The organism is Paenibacillus sp. BIHB 4019 (assembly GCF_002741035.1).
GTDB lineage: Bacteria > Bacillota > Bacilli > Paenibacillales > Paenibacillaceae > Pristimantibacillus.
On record NZ_CP016808.1, the window covers coordinates 36,005 to 51,699 of the forward strand.

15 protein-coding genes are annotated in these 15,695 nt (G+C 51.7%); 10 read left to right on the forward strand and 5 right to left on the reverse strand.

Annotation, left to right across the window (positions count from 1 at the left end; all coding sequences use genetic code 11):
* Positions 1 to 255 precede the first annotated feature (255 nt).
* The gene (locus tag BBD42_RS00165) at positions 256 to 3,918 is read right to left on the reverse strand and encodes a DNA polymerase III subunit alpha (RefSeq protein ID WP_099516504.1); all 3,663 of its coding nucleotides are present in this window, start codon (positions 3,916 to 3,918) and stop codon (positions 256 to 258) included.
* Positions 3,919 to 4,044: 126 nt separating this feature from the next.
* Between BBD42_RS00165 and BBD42_RS00170 the strand changes: the two genes are divergently transcribed.
* The 3 genes from BBD42_RS00170 to BBD42_RS00180 all read left to right on the forward strand — a co-directional run bounded on the left by BBD42_RS00170 (position 4,045) and on the right by BBD42_RS00180 (position 5,501).
* Positions 4,045 to 4,371, forward strand: coding sequence for a YtrH family sporulation protein (locus BBD42_RS00170; RefSeq protein WP_056040129.1), 327 nt, complete (start codon positions 4,045 to 4,047; stop codon positions 4,369 to 4,371).
* 3 nt (positions 4,372 to 4,374) lie between these two features.
* Entirely contained in the window at positions 4,375 to 4,890 is a 516-nt protein-coding gene (locus BBD42_RS00175; protein WP_099516505.1) for a sporulation membrane protein YtrI, read from the forward strand.
* A gap of 314 nt (positions 4,891 to 5,204) precedes the next feature.
* Complete coding sequence (locus BBD42_RS00180; RefSeq protein WP_056039788.1) at positions 5,205 to 5,501, forward strand: YtpI family protein; 297 nt, start codon at positions 5,205 to 5,207, stop codon at positions 5,499 to 5,501.
* A gap of 94 nt (positions 5,502 to 5,595) precedes the next feature.
* Here the strand turns inward: BBD42_RS00180 and BBD42_RS00185 are convergent, their stop codons facing one another.
* Together BBD42_RS00185 and BBD42_RS00190 are read right to left on the reverse strand one after the other, a co-directional pair.
* Entirely contained in the window at positions 5,596 to 6,936 is a 1,341-nt protein-coding gene (locus BBD42_RS00185) for a DRTGG domain-containing protein (protein ID WP_046228760.1), read from the reverse strand.
* Positions 6,937 to 6,970: 34 nt separating this feature from the next.
* Positions 6,971 to 7,459 carry a hypothetical protein gene (locus BBD42_RS00190; protein ID WP_099516506.1) on the reverse strand — a complete coding sequence of 163 codons (489 nt, stop codon included), beginning with the start codon at positions 7,457 to 7,459 and terminating at the stop codon, positions 6,971 to 6,973.
* 180 nt (positions 7,460 to 7,639) lie between these two features.
* On the opposite strand from BBD42_RS00190, the gene BBD42_RS00195 reads away from it, so the two are divergent.
* Positions 7,640 to 7,987, forward strand: coding sequence for a helix-turn-helix domain-containing protein (locus BBD42_RS00195; RefSeq protein WP_046228758.1), 348 nt, complete (start codon positions 7,640 to 7,642; stop codon positions 7,985 to 7,987).
* A 69-nt stretch (positions 7,988 to 8,056) separates the two neighbouring features.
* On the opposite strand, the gene BBD42_RS00200 is transcribed toward BBD42_RS00195, so the two are convergent.
* Positions 8,057 to 8,338, reverse strand: coding sequence for a hypothetical protein (locus tag BBD42_RS00200; RefSeq protein WP_056039781.1), 282 nt, complete (start codon positions 8,336 to 8,338; stop codon positions 8,057 to 8,059).
* A 69-nt stretch (positions 8,339 to 8,407) separates the two neighbouring features.
* Positions 8,408 to 8,743: a YlbF/YmcA family competence regulator gene (locus BBD42_RS00205; RefSeq protein WP_099516507.1), complete on the reverse strand. Its 336-nt coding sequence runs from the start codon at positions 8,741 to 8,743 to the stop codon at positions 8,408 to 8,410.
* A 148-nt stretch (positions 8,744 to 8,891) separates the two neighbouring features.
* Between BBD42_RS00205 and BBD42_RS00210 the strand changes: the two genes are divergently transcribed.
* From BBD42_RS00210 to BBD42_RS00235, 6 genes are read left to right on the forward strand one after another with little or no spacing between them, the layout of a single operon-like run.
* Positions 8,892 to 10,256, forward strand: a complete 1,365-nt coding sequence (locus BBD42_RS00210; protein WP_099516508.1) for a YheC/YheD family endospore coat-associated protein — start codon at positions 8,892 to 8,894, stop codon at positions 10,254 to 10,256.
* Positions 10,257 to 10,267: 11 nt separating this feature from the next.
* The gene (locus tag BBD42_RS00215; protein ID WP_099516509.1) at positions 10,268 to 11,455 is read left to right on the forward strand and encodes a YheC/YheD family endospore coat-associated protein; all 1,188 of its coding nucleotides are present in this window, start codon (positions 10,268 to 10,270) and stop codon (positions 11,453 to 11,455) included.
* A complete protein-coding gene (locus BBD42_RS00220; protein ID WP_099516510.1) occupies positions 11,452 to 12,828 on the forward strand; it encodes a YheC/YheD family endospore coat-associated protein in 1,377 nt (458 codons plus the stop codon). The genes BBD42_RS00215 and BBD42_RS00220 overlap by 4 nt, the downstream gene beginning before the upstream one ends.
* A complete protein-coding gene (locus tag BBD42_RS00225; protein WP_099516511.1) occupies positions 12,828 to 13,982 on the forward strand; it encodes a YheC/YheD family endospore coat-associated protein in 1,155 nt (384 codons plus the stop codon). Before BBD42_RS00220 ends, BBD42_RS00225 begins: the two co-directional genes overlap by 1 nt.
* Positions 13,982 to 14,485, forward strand: coding sequence for a GNAT family N-acetyltransferase (locus BBD42_RS00230; protein WP_150131488.1), 504 nt, complete (start codon positions 13,982 to 13,984; stop codon positions 14,483 to 14,485). Before BBD42_RS00225 ends, BBD42_RS00230 begins: the two co-directional genes overlap by 1 nt.
* Positions 14,442 to 15,632, forward strand: a complete 1,191-nt coding sequence (locus tag BBD42_RS00235; RefSeq protein ID WP_099516513.1) for a YheC/YheD family endospore coat-associated protein — start codon at positions 14,442 to 14,444, stop codon at positions 15,630 to 15,632. The genes BBD42_RS00230 and BBD42_RS00235 overlap by 44 nt, the downstream gene beginning before the upstream one ends.
* The last annotated feature ends 63 nt before the right edge of the window (positions 15,633 to 15,695 follow it).

A 15,695-nucleotide genomic window follows, 5' to 3' on the forward strand; every position in this document is an offset into this window, starting at 1 on the left:
CAGAAATACGAGGAAACGAGGATAACGAAGCAAGAGAAATAAGAGAAATGAGCAGCATGGGCTTGAAAATAGGGCTGGCCTCCGCTGTAGACAGCTAAGGCCAGCCCTATGAGTGATCGCTTCGCCATATTTAAGCTTCGCGATTATTAAGTGAAATCAAACCGTCTAACCTCAAAACGTCTAACCTTTGCAGGAGCCTTGTCTGTCTGGCTATGAACTCCTGTAATTTATGCTTGCAACGTATGCTGCTTGCTCCTATTTGACAACGACAGCCCCTTCGCCGAATAACTGCTCAATCTCGCCGAACAATTCCGGTGACGGCTTGACGCGGTAGCTGTCGCTAAGGGCGATCAACTTCTGTTCACGTTCGTAGAACAGAACGGTGTCCAGCTGGCCGGGGTGCTCGGCCAGCAGCTGCTTGAGCCGCTCCAGCGCGGCAAGCTGCTCGCGCGCGGCTGCGAGCTTGATGTAAACCCGCTGGCGCTTACGCCCAGCGGGTTCCTGCCGCGGTGCCCGCGGCGACTGCTGCTGCGCTTCGCCTGCAGCAGCAGTGCCGGGCCCGCGGCCCGCCGGGGCGGCTGGCGCTGCCGCCCCGCCCTTGCCCTGCCCGGACGGCTTCGCCTGTCCGGGACCGGGCCACGCGCCTCTCGCGGCGCGGGCTTGCGCTTGCCGTTGCAAGCGCTGCGCCTGCTCTGCGAGCGGCGCCCCTGCCGCAGCAGCTCCGCCTGCAAGCGGCACAACATCCTCCAGGATGAGCTTAAACTCCTCATCCTGATGCTGCACGGTCGCCTGCACAATGGCGAGGCCGCCCTTTTCCAGCTTGTCCGCGCAGCGTTTCCACACTGCCGGGAACACAACGGCTTCGACGCGGAGGATGCGATCCTCCAGCTCTAGAAACCCCATCGCATTGCCCTTCTTGTTCGTGAACGGCTTCAGCGACACAATATGCACCGCCGCTACCGCCGGCGCGCCTTCCGCGCTATCTGCCAGCTCGAACAGACGGTCGAGCCCGAGCGGCGCAAGCTGCTCCTCCACTGCGTCGAGCGGATGCCCTGACAAATACATGCCGAGCAGCTCGCGTTCAAACTCCAGCTGCTCAGCTGTTGAGAACGGCCTGATGTCCGGCAGCTCCACATCCCAGTTCTGCACCTCATCAAAGCCGAACAGCTCGATCTGCAGTTCGGCGCGCTCCTTGCGCCATTTCACCGCCGCTTCGACCGTCTCCTCCAGGGCACCGAGCAATTGCGCCCGGTGCCCTGGCAGCGAGTCGAAGGCGCCAGCCTGGATAAGCGATTCCAGCACGCGCTTGTTCACGACGCGCAAATCGACGCGGCGGCACAGGTCAAGCAAGCTTTCAAACGGCTTGTCCGCCCGCTCCTTGCGCAGCGCTTCAATCGCCTGCGTACCGACATTTTTCACCGTCGCCAGCCCAAAGCGCACGGCCCCTTCAACCGGCGTGAACGTCACTCCGCTCTCGTTGACATCGGGCGGCAGCACCTGAATGCCCATTCGGCGGCATTCATCGACGTATTCCGCCGTTTTCCGCTGGTTGCCGTTCACGGATGCCAGCATCGAAGCCATAAAGGGAACCGGATAATGCGCCTTCAGCCATGCCGTCTGAAATGCAAGTACGCCATAAGCAGCCGCATGCGCCCGCGGGAATCCATAGTCTGCAAAACGCACGATCATATCGTAAACGAGATTCGCCTCGTCCTCGCTGTAGCCCTGCGTCACACTGCCCTTCACAAAATGCTCCCGCTGCTCATCCAGCACCTCGCGCTTTTTCTTCGAAACGGCACGGCGCAGCAAATCCGCTTCGCCCAGCGAGAAACCGGCCATGCTGGAGGCAATCTGCATAATTTGCTCTTGGTACACGATAATGCCATACGTATCGGATAAAATCGGCTCAAGGGATGGATGAGGATATTCCACCTGCACCTCGCCATGCTTGCCTTGAATATATTTCGGAATAAATTCCATCGGACCCGGACGGTACAAAGCAAGAACCGATACGATATCCTCGAACTCCGATGCCTTCAAATCCCGCAATACGCGGCGCACGCCGGAAGACTCCAATTGAAAAATGCCCGTCGTCTCGCCGCGGCCGAGCATCGCATACGTTTCGGGGTCATTGTCGGGAATCGTGCGGAAATCAATCTCCTCGCCATACTGCTCCTTTACCCAATTCAGCGTTCGCTCCAAAATCGAAAGGGTACGCAGTCCCAGAAAGTCCATCTTGAGCAGCCCAATGGCTTCCAGATGCTCCATCGAATATTGGGTTAAAATAGCCCCTTCGCCGCCCGCTTGCAGCGGCACATACTCCGTCAGCGGCTCGCTGGCAATGACAACACCAGCCGCATGCGTAGAAGCATGGCGCGGCATGCCCTCTACCTTAAGCGCCATATCCAGCATCGCTGCCGTCTTCGGCAGGCGCTCCGCCGCCTCGCGCAGTCCCTCAGTCGTCCGCAGCGCCTCGGCAAGCGTAATGCCGAGCTGGCGCGGAATGAGCTTCGCCGCGCGATCCACCTCGGCAAACGGCACATTCATCGCGCGTCCGACGTCGCGGACCGCCGCTTTCGCCGCCATGGTGCCAAACGTAATAATTTGGGCAACATGCCCTTCGCCGTATTTTTGGGCGACATAGGCAATGACTTCATCCCGGCGCTCATCATTAAAGTCGATATCAATATCGGGCATCGATATGCGCTCCGGATTTAGAAACCGCTCAAAGAGCAGCTTGTATTTCAGCGGATCTACATCGGTGATTTTCAGTGCATAAGCAACCAGGGAGCCGGCTGAAGAGCCCCGTCCCGGGCCTGTACGAATGCCCTGCTCATGGGCAAAACGGATAAAATCCCAGACGATAAGAAAATAATCGCTAAAGCCCATTTTTTCAATGACAGACAGCTCATAGGCTAACCGCTGCTCCGCCTGCTGGCGGAAGTCCGGCTCCTGCGTCCACTCTGGCAGCAGGCTGTATCTTGCAAGCAGTCCTTCGCTGCATAGCTGCTGCAAATACCCTGCTGAGCTTGCTCCCTCTGGCACGGGATGAAATACCGGAAGCGGCGCCCGTCCGAAAGCCAGCTCAAGCGTACACTTATCCGCGATAACTGCCGTATTTGCAATAGCCTGAGGCACATGGTGGAATAGGGCCTCCATCTCCTCCCCGCTCTTTAAATACATTTGGTCCGTCTGCATTTTCATACGGTCCTCGTCATCGACGGATTTGCCTGTCCCAATGCAAATGAGCACATCCTGCATTTCTGCATCAGCCGCAGTCATATAATGGACATCGTTCGTAACCGCCAGCTGAATGCCGGTTTCCTGCGCCAGCCCAATCATCGCTGCATTCACTTTTTTCTGCTCCAGCAAATGATGATCCTGAAGCTCCAAATAAAAATCATCGCCGAAAATGTCCCGGTACCGCTGTGCCGCCTTGCGCGCTTCATCGGGCCTGTCATGCAGCAAATGCTGCGAAACTTCGCCTCCAAGGCAGGCACTCAGGCAGACGATGCCTTCCGCATGCTTCGCCAGCATTTCCGGATCGACGCGCGGACGATAATGAAAGCCTTCCAAATGGGCAATCGAGCTCAGCTTCATGAGATTGCGATAGCCTGTTTCATTTTTGGCAAGCAAAATTAAATGATAGATCGGGTTTTCCTTACGCGAGCCTTTCTCAAACCGCGAGCTTGCGGTCATATACATCTCACAGCCTACAATCGGCTTAATACCATGCTGTTGGCAGGCACGGATGAACGGAATGGCTCCATACATGACGCCATGGTCCGTAAGCGCCAGCGCCTTCATTCCCAGATCGGCAGCGCGGGCTGTCAAATCGCGAATCCGTGCCGCGCCATCAAGCAAGCTATATTCACTATGAACGTGCAAATGCACGAATGGCGACTCTTTAGCGGTCATTGCGCCTCGCCCCCTCAGGTGTTCCATCTCTATTTGTCTATTTTATCATAATCGCCACGGCACCGCCCATACAATGATAATAGGAGCCGGACGGGCTCCACTTGGCGAAGAGAGCGGGTGAGCGAAGTGAATTATTTTTTGATGAAGGCAGGGCTCGATTTCTTTATTGCCTTTGGCGTCGTATTAGGCGGCTCAATGCTCGCTGGCATTGGATCGGTTTTTCTGCTGATGCCCCCCACCTCCATGATGGTCAACACAGCGGCAAATTTAAAAATATGGGCTATAGTAGCCGCAGTAGGCGGCTCCATTGATCCAATGCGCGTCATAGAAAGCAACATTATGGAGGGACATCTGTCCCCGGCGGCACAGCAGGTTGGCTATATTATCGCTGCTTTTCTCGGGGCTCATATGGGCACGGAGCTTGTCAGGCTCATTTGCAAAGGGACGGGCTAAGCGATGCGGCTGCCCCCGTTTGAGCGATATATTAAAGGGCTGCAAATGTTTGGCATGCTTCTGCTCGGCATGGTTGTCGGCGCGGTCGTTTACAACTCCCTCTACCAAGCACAATTTGAGGCGCTTGTCAGTCTCAAAAGCGAGCTCGAAATTCAACTGGAGCAATACGAGCAGGACATTGGCAATCTTAAGGAGTTCAAGCATCAGCACACGGTCATCAAGAGCATTTTGCCGAGAATTGAGCTGGAGGCCGGGCAAAACGCAGGCCGTCCGCAGCTGGATAAAATGACAGAGGCTGAGCTGATTCGGCGGATCAAAGCCGATCTGTCCGTTTTTATCGGGCAAAGCATCTACGAGATTGATTCCAATGCGCAGTTTGCAAGGAAGCTTTTGAGCAAGAGAGTTTACAACGGAGTACTGGAGAAGGATTACGAGGTCGAGGTCAAAACGATGCTTGTCGTCGATAATGTGCTGCAGCTGTGGGTTAAAGTCCGCCTGCATGATCGCGGACCGAGCTAGAAGCGTGGTGAAACAGAGGCTGCGCTGCATGAAAAGCTTGGCTTCCGATCGCCATTACCCTTGAATTTCTATAAATATACCCGCTAAAGGGGGAAATTCAAGGGTAAAAACGAACGCTGACGCTTCTCCAGCTCAACCTTTTCATTCCGCTTCGCCTTTTCACCACGCTTCTAGTCATTTATTAAAAAAAGCAGTGCAGCGTAAAGACACCCGCTGCGCTGCTTCTGTTTATGTCCCTATTCATGCTACAATAGCAGCAGAAATGCGGAATAGAGCCCAATCATTCCGCTTGCAAAGGAGCTGCTTTAGAACGAATGGATTCACTGCTGCAATATTTATTCGCACCCGTCATCTTCCTCACCCTGCTGCTGACCGTTATTTTCAGCTACAGATCCCGCAGAGCAGCTGATGGTGCAAAGCGTATGCTGTACGGGGCCAGAATGAATATAAGCATGGGCGTCATGCTCATATTTATTGCCGGCGTTCAGCTGTTTCTGTCCAATGAATCCACTGTGCGCATCGTTATCGGAGCGCTATTCATGGTCATTGGCCTATTCAATCTTTTCGCTGGACTGCGCAATCTCAGCATGCTGCGCACGACGCGACGCTAAAAAAAAGGCAGCGGCGAACGCAGCGCTATTACAGCTTTGCTCCGTTCACTCCGCTTGCCTTTTTTTCAGAGCGGCCGCTCTGGTTGCTTTATGTTTATGGATCAATCATTTGGGCTGACATCATCGCTTTCGCTGCCAGCCCGTTTCGATCCCTCACTTCAATTTCCAGCTTCGTTGATTTGCGGCTCATCTCCATCGCCCGCGGTATAATCGTTATTTCACTGTCCATTTCTACTGGCTTTACAAAATAAGTCGTCATGCTTTCGAGCAAATAATCACGTTTCCCCGTCTCGCGAATCATTCTCCTGCCAGCCTGCGTCATAAGCGTAACGAGCACGCCTTCCGATATCATCCCAAGCGAGCCTGACATTTGCGGCGTTACGACCCCTTTATAAACAAACTCGCCAGCCGCATCTTCACTCGCCATAAATCTGGACCACATTAAATCATCGAACGTTTCGCCCGATTCCGGCTGTTTGCCCGCAAACCGCAGCGCATCAATCACCTGCTGGCGGCTAATGACACCAAGCAGCTTGCGATGCCGATCAACGATAGGCAGCAAATCAATCCCTTCCGCCGCCATCGTATGAGCTGCGGATGTAACGGTAATATTCGGTGCTGCCGTAATCGGATGGCGGGTCATCAGCTTATCGACGGTCTGCTCATCCAGTGCGCCGGAGGCATCCTTTGCCGTCATCATCCCAATGACTTTGCCGCGGTCATCCACCACGGGAAAACGTGAATAACCTGTTCTGCGCCGCAGTTCCTTGAAGCTGCCTGCCGTGTCTCCGGGATGCAGCACATCCGCTGGTCTGCTGAATGTAACCAAATCTTCAATCAGCATCACTTTTCGCTTAATGAGACGGTCGTACATAGCGCGGTTAATCATGGACGCAACGGTAAACGTATCGTATCGCGAAGAGAGAATAGGCAGCCCCTTCTCATCCGCAAGCGCTTTAACCTCTTCGCTCGTCTCGAAGCCGCCTGTAATAAGCACGCCCGCTCCTTGCTCCAGCGCCCGCTTATGCGCACCGATCCGGTTGCCGACAATAAGCAGGCTGTCTTCATCGATATAACGCAGCATAGCATCGAGCTCCATAGCGCCGATAACGAACTTATGCAGCGTTTTTTCAAGGCCGGATGCGCCACCAAACAGCTGGCCTTCTACAATTTCCGCTACTTCGCCAAACGTAAGCTGGTCGAGCGCTTCTTTTCTTTTACGGTCGATGCGCACCGTCCCAATTCGTTCCTTTGTGCTGACGAGTCCGGTTGCTTCCGCTTCTTTAATGGCTTTATAGGCTGTTCCTTCACTGACTCCCAGCGTTTTTGCAATCACTCTGACCGAGATTTTCGTTCCGATCTTCAGCTCTTGAATATGTGCAAGAATCAGCTCATGCTTGGTGCTGGTCTCTGAACCGGAACCGACTTTAGACACACCTGTACCTCCCTCTGGCTTTCAACACTGCTGGCTAACTATTAATGCTTTCATTATACCAATCCACCATAACGGCGGCGACCTTAAGTTTCGCGTCTATTTCCTTGCCCTGCTTGTCCACAAAACGATATTTATCGAACACAGGCTGCAATACGCCTTTGCTTAAAGCTGTACTCATGCCTTCAATAATGAAAGCTTGCCAATCGTAAACAATCGGTACCGAATAACGCAATTGATAAGCAGGCACATCCGTCATCTTAACCGATTGCTGCGGAATTTCTTCGTAAACGGTGGAAAATAAAATCGTGGCCTTCTCGCTATAAGGGCGAGACGCCGCTTCCGATTCCAAGCTGATACGATATTCAACCATTTGTGAATGAGGCTCAACCCGGCAGCGCAAAATACCATGCGCAAGCAGCAGTTTCTCTTTTTTGTGAAAAATCGTATAGCTCAAACGCACGTGGAATCGCACTTGACAGTAATGCAGCTGAACTTTGCGGAAAAACTCAAATTCTTCTACCATCTCCCAATCTCCTTGTAAAAAGAACCTTTTAAGTAAAAAGAAGTTTAATAAGGACCATTTTACATAATTATAATAAAGTCGGGTATTTCCGTCAATGACTTTAGTCATTATATTTAATAGGTTCTATAGAACGTTGTTGGTTGGCATCTAAAGCTCTATCTTTAGGCTGAGGTGAACAATTTGAGTAAATTTGCCCGATACATAGGAGATAACATCCGCACACTGCGCAAAATGAGAGGCCTTAGCCAAGAGCAGCTGGCGCTCAGAGCGGACATTAATGCTTCGTATATGGGGCAAGTCGAGCGAGGAGAGAAAAGTCCTACCGTCGATGTTCTCGGCAAAATTGCTGCAGCGCTCGACTCTCCGCTGGAACAGCTTGTTCATTTGGATGCTTCGCAGCAGACAAGCCCAGAAGACAATAGTTACGCCGACAAAATCGCCCATCAATTACATGGACTAACCGTCAAAGAACAAGAAGCGGTTTACAAATTCGTAAAGCAGCTCGTCCAGTTCAAAGAATTGGATTAATGTTTGAAAAACAAATAAGGCTCAGCGACCTTCGCTGGGCCTTATTTGTTTTTGTTTCGCTTTTGCTAGCTAGCCCCGCGCGCGCCGCCCGGCAACAACCTGCTGCAGCTTGCGCTCAAGCGCCCGGCTTTTGGCCCGTTTAATGCGCTGCATCTGCTGCCGCCTCGCTTCGCCTTGCATCAGCGCATCGATTTGCGCCGCCACAATGACAAGCGAGAACACCAGCCAGACGATGCCAAATAAGCTTGTCCCGCTCCATGGAGCGCCCAAATCCAGTCTGGGCACCCCGTAGACTAGCATCGCTACCGCAGCTAGCAAATATAATACATGACGGCTCCTGCCTTTTCTCATATCCCTCAGCTCCTCTGGTAGCACTCCTCACATTATATGAAGCAAGGACGAGGGATATGACCGCCGGCGTTAATCAACGATGGATTTTAGCACATCGGACATAATGCGGTTTATGTCCTCAAACACGATGGAGAAGCGGCGCTCAGCCTCCATCAAGCCGCTAACGAGCGGATTTAGCGAAATGACCTCATACAGCTTGTTCAGCGTATCCATATCGACCGCGGAAGGTTCCTCGCCCGCCATCATTTTCTGCTGCAGCTCGTTTTGGCGCTCGCGAAAATCATCAAGCATCCGTTTTGCATCTGGATCAGCATCTGCAGCCCGCTTTGCCTCTTTGAGCAAGCGCGCTTCCTCGCTGTCCTTTAACGCTTTGGCCAGTTCATACGTTTTGTCGTAAACATTCATGGCTTTTCCCCTCCATTATTTGCGTGAACAGCTGTTAGTATCTAATCACCAAGGGATAGATGTCCTCATATGATGAATTAATTCGTGCAAAACACCCAGCGGCTGTTACCCGCTTGCCGGAATCCTCCTGCTTGGAAGGAGATTTACGATGCTCAAATCGAAAGTAGCCGTCCAGGTTATCAGCTCAGGCATGCTCGCCGAGGATACGCTCATGCTGGGCGAAGCCTATATGAAACAATGGAAAATCCCTCAGGGCCAGCCTGTAGCGATGACCTTCGGCTCACTTAAGCAACATGTCAAAGTATTGCCCGTCACACGTTATGACGGCATTCGAATTAGCCAAAGTCTAGCACGCAAGATGGGCATTTCGAATGGAGCTACCTTAAGAATCAACTATAAATCCGGATCAGCGACGCTTTCACTCGGCCCGCTTATCGGTATTCTGATCAGCAGGGATTATCCAGGGACGCCAGATAAGCCATTTGGCTCGATCACCATGTTCTGCAAGGAGTTGGTTGACGGCTGCGCTGCACAGGGCGGGCATGTGTGTTTTTTCACCCCCGGCCAATTATCTGGCGGGCAGCAAACCGTGGAAGGCTGGATTTATGCGGGCGGCTGGCAAAGAGCGTCGCTTCCCATTCCAAATGTCATTAACAATCGACTAACTTCCCGAAAACTAGAGAACAAACCCAGCGTACAACATTTTTTCAAAGAAGTAAAATCCAGGTTTCAGACCACTGTTTTCAATGAAAAGTTTCTCGATAAAACGGAAGTTTTTGAAGCGCTCAAGAAGGACGAATCCGCCATTCGCTATTTGCCAGAGTCTTATTCACTGCGCAGCTTTGCCACCTTTAAAGCCATGTGCAGCAAACACGCCAACATCTTTTTGAAGCCTGTCACAGGAAGCCTTGGCAAAGGGATCATTCGAGTATCAAAGACTGAAACGGGCGGCTACCAGGCCCAATTTACGACAACGACAGGCTCGCGCAAGCAGCTTTATCCAAACCAGCTTAAAGTCTATTCCGCCATCTCTGCAAAAATGAAAACCGTCCGCTACCAGGTGCAGCAAGGCCTCCAGCTGATTGAAATCCAGAAGCGGCCCGTCGACTTCCGGGCGCTCGTACAGAAAAATGTCAGCGGAAAATGGAAAATCACTTCGATTGTAGCCCGAACAGCTGGCGGTCAGCATTTTGTTTCCAACCTCGCGCGGGGCGGCACATTAAGTACGGTTAGCGAGGCCATTTCCAAATCCAACTTGACGAGCGGCCGAGCGGATACTTCGAGTAGGCTGCAGCATGCAGCGCTCCTCATTGCCAAAGGAATTGAGACGCATATTCCCGCCCACTTCGGTGAGCTCGGCATCGATCTGGCTATTGATACGAGCGGCAGGGTATGGCTGCTGGAGGTCAACTCCAAGCCTTCCAAAAATGACAATACGCCGCTGAATGACAACAAAATTCGTCCCTCAGTTCGCATGGTTATTCAATATTCCCGTTTTTTATCGGGCTTCTAGCGGAGGCGCCTATGACAGCAGAAGGCATGACGATCGGATTATATGTTGCTTCCATTGAGATGCATGCCACGCAGGAGGAGCCGCGGCTTCCAGAGCCCGCCTTTTACAAGCAGCTTGCGGAAACCGCTAGAAGGAAAAAAATCGACTTTTACGTCTTTTCTCCCTCCGAATTTAATGAAGATAACGGTCAGCTTCAGGGCTATCGCTTTCTGAATCAAAGATGGGAGAAGGGCTTCTGCAGGCTGCCCGATATTATTTACGATCGGCGCTTTTGCAAAAACACGGAAGAGCAGCTTGCTTGTCGCAGCGCCCTGCAAGCTATTGCAGCGTGCAAGCCGCATATCATTTTGAACGGCAGCCTCCCGTCCAAATGGGAGGTTTATGAAGCGCTGGCGAGCGATGAGCGTATCGAGCCGCTTCTGCCTACTACCCTGCGTTATAGCCATGGCGCGATGCTGCGCAGCCGTCTTTCAGCTCCAGGCTCCGGGCTGTTTCTCAAGCCCGCTTCAGGCATGCAGGGCAAAGGAGCCTTGCTGCTCAGGCGGCATACCGAAGGGTATTGGACCGTCTCAGGGCGCAGCAAAAGCAATTTCCCTTTTCAGAAGCAGCTCCTCAGCTTGAAAGCGCTGGAGCAATGGGTAGCCCAGTTTATCGGAAATGCCAGCTACATTATTCAGCCGTATTTGCAGCTTCAGCTAACAACAGGCGAACCTTTCGATATAAGGGCTTTGGTACAGAAAGATGCGCATGGACGCTGGCAAGTAACGGGCCTTGCAGCCCGCTGCGGACAGAGCGGCTCGATCACCTCCAACCTCCACGGAGGAGGCGGGGTCAGATCTGCGAAGGAACTGCTTATAGCGGAATACAGCGAAGCCATAAATGATCTTTTATTGAAGCAAATTCACGAAATAAGCCTGTATGCAGCCGAGCAGCTTGAACAGCGCTTCGGCAGACTAGCTGAGCTTGGACTTGATTTTGGCATTGAGCAGGGCAGACGATTATGGCTTCTGGAAGCGAACTCCAGACCAGGAAGATCGGCGTTTAGGCGACTTGGCCTTGAGAGATGTGCTGCACAATCTCTTGAGCGGCCATTAGGCTATGCCCAAATGCTGGCCCGCCGTCTCCATACGCCGTTAATTACTCCATCACCCGTATTAGACCGTTCTCGGTATGAAAACGTTCAGGAGGTTCTTCCATGAGTTTGACAACTTGCAACGTACACTTTTCCCAACAAACCGATCGAGTCGTCTATCTGTCCAGTCCGCTTCTTAAAGAACTGAAGCTGTCAGGCAAAAAAACGATGCTCCTCAAGCTAGGCAGAGAAGTCATTACAGCTGCCATTCGCCCAGTCAAGCGCCAAGGCAACCATCTGTATTTATCGGCGGGCGTCCGCCAGTCTATCAAAGTACCGAAGACTGGCAATATTTTTTTGCTTCAATCCGGAAATAATGAAATCCAGCTAGGGCCCTTGGTCGGTATTTTAAGCGATATTGGATCCCCTTCCTCCGATAGTGCGCCATTTGGCGCAAGAACCGGCTTCATTAAGCAAGTCATCCGGTCGGGAGAGCACAAAGCATATTTGTTTGGCTTTACGCCAAACGACATCAACTGGCAGCAGGAAACCGTCAATGGCTACTTCTTGAACTCCCAGGGCAGCTGGTATCGCAAAACGGTTCCGCTTCCTGACGTTGTATACAATCGGCTTCCCAGCCGCAAAGCGGAAACCTCAACCATGATCAACTCGCTGCGCGAGCGGTTTGTAAGGAAGAAAATCCCGTTTTTCAATTGGAGCTTCTTCAATAAATCGGATGTCTACAAGCTGCTCGATAAAGACCCAGAGGCCCTGCAGCATTTGCCTGAATCGGTGTCAGGCCCTACGCCGGAAAAAATCAAGGAGATGCTGGAAGAGCATCAATTCTTATATTTCAAGCCTACAGCCGGAAGCCTCGGCATTGGCATTTATCGCTTGACCTATCACCCTAAGCGGGGCTATTTTGCAAGGTACCGCAAAGGGAATCAAAATGTGCTGCTGCGCTTTACGAACTTCCAGAGCATGATCCGCATGCTGCATGCGCGCCACGGCAGCTCGTTAAATAACTATGTCGTCCAACAGGGAATACGGCTCGCCGAAATTGACGGCTGTCCGCTTGATTTCCGTTTTCATATGCATAAAAACGGCCAGAACGAATGGGTGCCCGCAGGAATTGGCGCAAAAAAAGCCGGACGGGGCAGCGTCACTACCCATGTCAAAAACGGCGGCTCCCTCATGACGCCGCAGCAGGCGCTAAGCCGGACCTTCGGCAGCGAGGCTGCCGATGTGCTCGACAAAGCGAAGCAGGTCGCCATCAACCTTTCGGAAGCCATTGAACGCAACTATCCGCACCGTCTTGGCGAGCTGGGGCTTGACATCGGAATTGATAAAAATAGCGAGATATGGATGTTTGAAGCGAATGCCAAACCTGGCCGTTCTATATTCAAGCATCCTTCCTTAAAATCGGAAGGTCGCGCCTCACTGGATTATATCATTGAACATTGCCTGTACCTCAGCAAGTTCCAAGGGGGTGACAGCTGATGGAGCAGCTGGTTAAAGAACAGGAATCAACAGCGGAGATCCGGGCCGGAAGGCCCGTACTCGCTATTTTGACTATTGAGGATGATATTCAGCTTTTTCGTGGCAACCGCACCAATTTTGCTGATTTAATCCGTGTCGGCCGGGAGCAGGGCTTTATCGTTTACGTGCTCACTGCCAAAAATCTATATTTAAGCCGGACCAGTCTGAAGGGCTTCATTTTTGACGAACAGCAGGAAATATGGCAGCAGCGCCTGCTCCCTTTTCCGGATATTATTTATAATCGCATCCCTCAACGGGAGGATGAACTGCTGCCAGCCGTCAAAAACAAAATCAATGCCTGCATTAAAGATCCCAGAGTGACATTATTCAATCCCTTTTTTTTCAACAAGTGGCATTTATTCGAATGGCTTCGCCAATCCAAAACGACTAAGCCCTACATCCCTTTGACTCGCAAGTTAATGTCTCTCAACGGGCTGGGCAAAATGATGCAAAAACATTCCTTTTTATATTTGAAGCCAGAAAGCGGCAAAGCAGGCAAAGGCATTATGACGATTACCCTTAAAGCCGAGAAGCAGCTGCCCTATCGTTTAAAAATCCAGGAAGAGCGCAAAAGTGCTACCTATAATTGCGCTACGATAACGAAGCTGTGGAGCCGCATCCAGAAGCAAAGCTCAGGCGAGGCCTATATCGCTCAGCAGGGCATCCAGCTTGCTTCCTTTAATGACCGCCGCTTCGACCTCCGTGCCCTTGTCCAGAAGAACGGGCAGGGCAGATGGGAAATGACAGGAATCGGCGCAAGGGTCGCCGGCTCCTCGAGCATTACGACTCATGTGCCTCGCGGCGGAATGATTGAAGATCCGGAGAAGCTGCTCATTAGTTCTTTTAATGCAGAGCAGGCGCGTAGAATACTACTGAAAGCTAAACGTACCGCCTTGCTGATAGCGAGGCAGATCGAGCGCGGCTCTGGGCAAACGCTTGGCGAGATGTCGATGGACCTTGGAATAGACAGCTTGGGCAGCGTTTGGTTTTTCGAGGCCAATTCCAAGCCAATGAAATTCGACGAACCTCATATCCGTCAAAAATCGCTTGAGCGTATTTTTCAATACGGCTTATATTTAACAAATAAAAAAGCGGGCAAGGCAGGAGGCGTTTAATGATGGAAGTGCAGCTGCTCACTCCTAAACAATGGAACTGCTATCGCAATCGACTGGCTGATTTTGCTGTTCAGTATAGCGATAAGAGATTGACAGCTGCCTCCATTCAAGCCTTTCGCGCCTTGAATTCTGCCCAGCTCGTCCCATCAGTTGATGCTGCAAATTCCGAGGCAGCCGTTTCAATTGCCAGGCAAGGCTCACGTTTACTTGGCGTGGGCTTCGCAATAAATGGCAGCAAGCAGGAATGCTTTTTCGTCGTTCATCCAGAAGCCCGCGAGCTTGGCGTCGGAACGACTGTCGCTCGGAGTTTAATAAGCAGATTAGGCCAATTAACCTGTCATGTTGCGGTCGACAACATTCCGAGCATGGCACTATGCTTCCGCCTTGGAATGAGCGCGGTATCTATGTTCACCGGACCGACCGGCAAGCCGACGCTACGTTTTGAAAGGAGAACTTCTAATGACGCAGCCTGTACTCGGAATATTGACGCTATACCTCAATGAGAACGGTATGCTTGAAGAACGGGATATTTACCGTAAAATGACAACTGCTGGCCGCAAGCTGGGTCTCGACATTATTATTTTCACCCCTCAAGACGTCAACTACAAACAAAATCGCATTCATGCGTTAATTTATAATGAAACATCCAAAAAATGGTCGCGAAAATGGACCCCGCTTCCGCACATGATTTTTGACCGCTGCCGCATTCAACGTACTTATCGGTTCGATCAATTGCTGCAATTCCGATCCCGCTATAGCCATCTCAACTTCCTCAACCGCCCGCTTCGCAACAAATGGACGATACATCGAACATTGATAAAGGACGCCCGATTTAAAAACTATCTACCTGCAGCACGCATTGCAGAAAATGCCCAAGTCGTAACCGAGATGCTGCGCAAACATCCGCTTATTTACCTTAAACCGATTAACGGCACAGGTGGCAGAGGCATTTTGCGCATTGAGCGAAAACAAAGCGGAAGCCTTCTCATTCAAGGCCGCGATCAAGCAAGACGAATTATTAGCCCACAAAAAATAAATGCAGCCTCCTTAAGCGGCTATTTATCCGCATGGGATTTAAAAGGTACCCGTTATATAGCCCAGCAGGGCATCCACCTCAAGCTTCCAAGCGGACGTGTGCATGATTACCGCATGCTCGTCCAAAAAAACGGGGAAGGCGCTTGGAGCGTAACAGGCTGCGCGGGCCGAGTAGGGCCTCCTGGCAGCGTAACCTCCAACCTTCACGGAGGAGGCCATGCTGTTCCCATGAATGAACTGCTGCAGCAATGGGTAAGCGATGCCTCACTCGTTAAAGAGATCGAGGCGGACGCCGAACAGTTCAGCATTAATGTCGCCAAACATCTCGAGCAGGTTTATGGGCGGCTTTGTGAGCTTGCTCTCGATCTGGCTATTGACCGAAAGGGCCAAATCTGGCTGCTTGAAGTCAATCCCAAACCAGCAAGGGAAGTATTCGCCCAAGCGGGCGAGAGAGAGGCTTACAACCAGGCGATTATTAAACCTTTAGAATACGCCCTATGGCTTTATCGGCAGAAAAAAACTGGAAAAGCCAAAAACACCATTACTAATACCAACAACAGCAGCAGCTTGACCCATATGGATGGCTTAAGCAAATCCTCGACCGATTCCGCCTAATGATTCACATAAAAAAGAACCTGGCTGTGTGACGTCATCTTCGAGACGCCATAACCAGGTTCT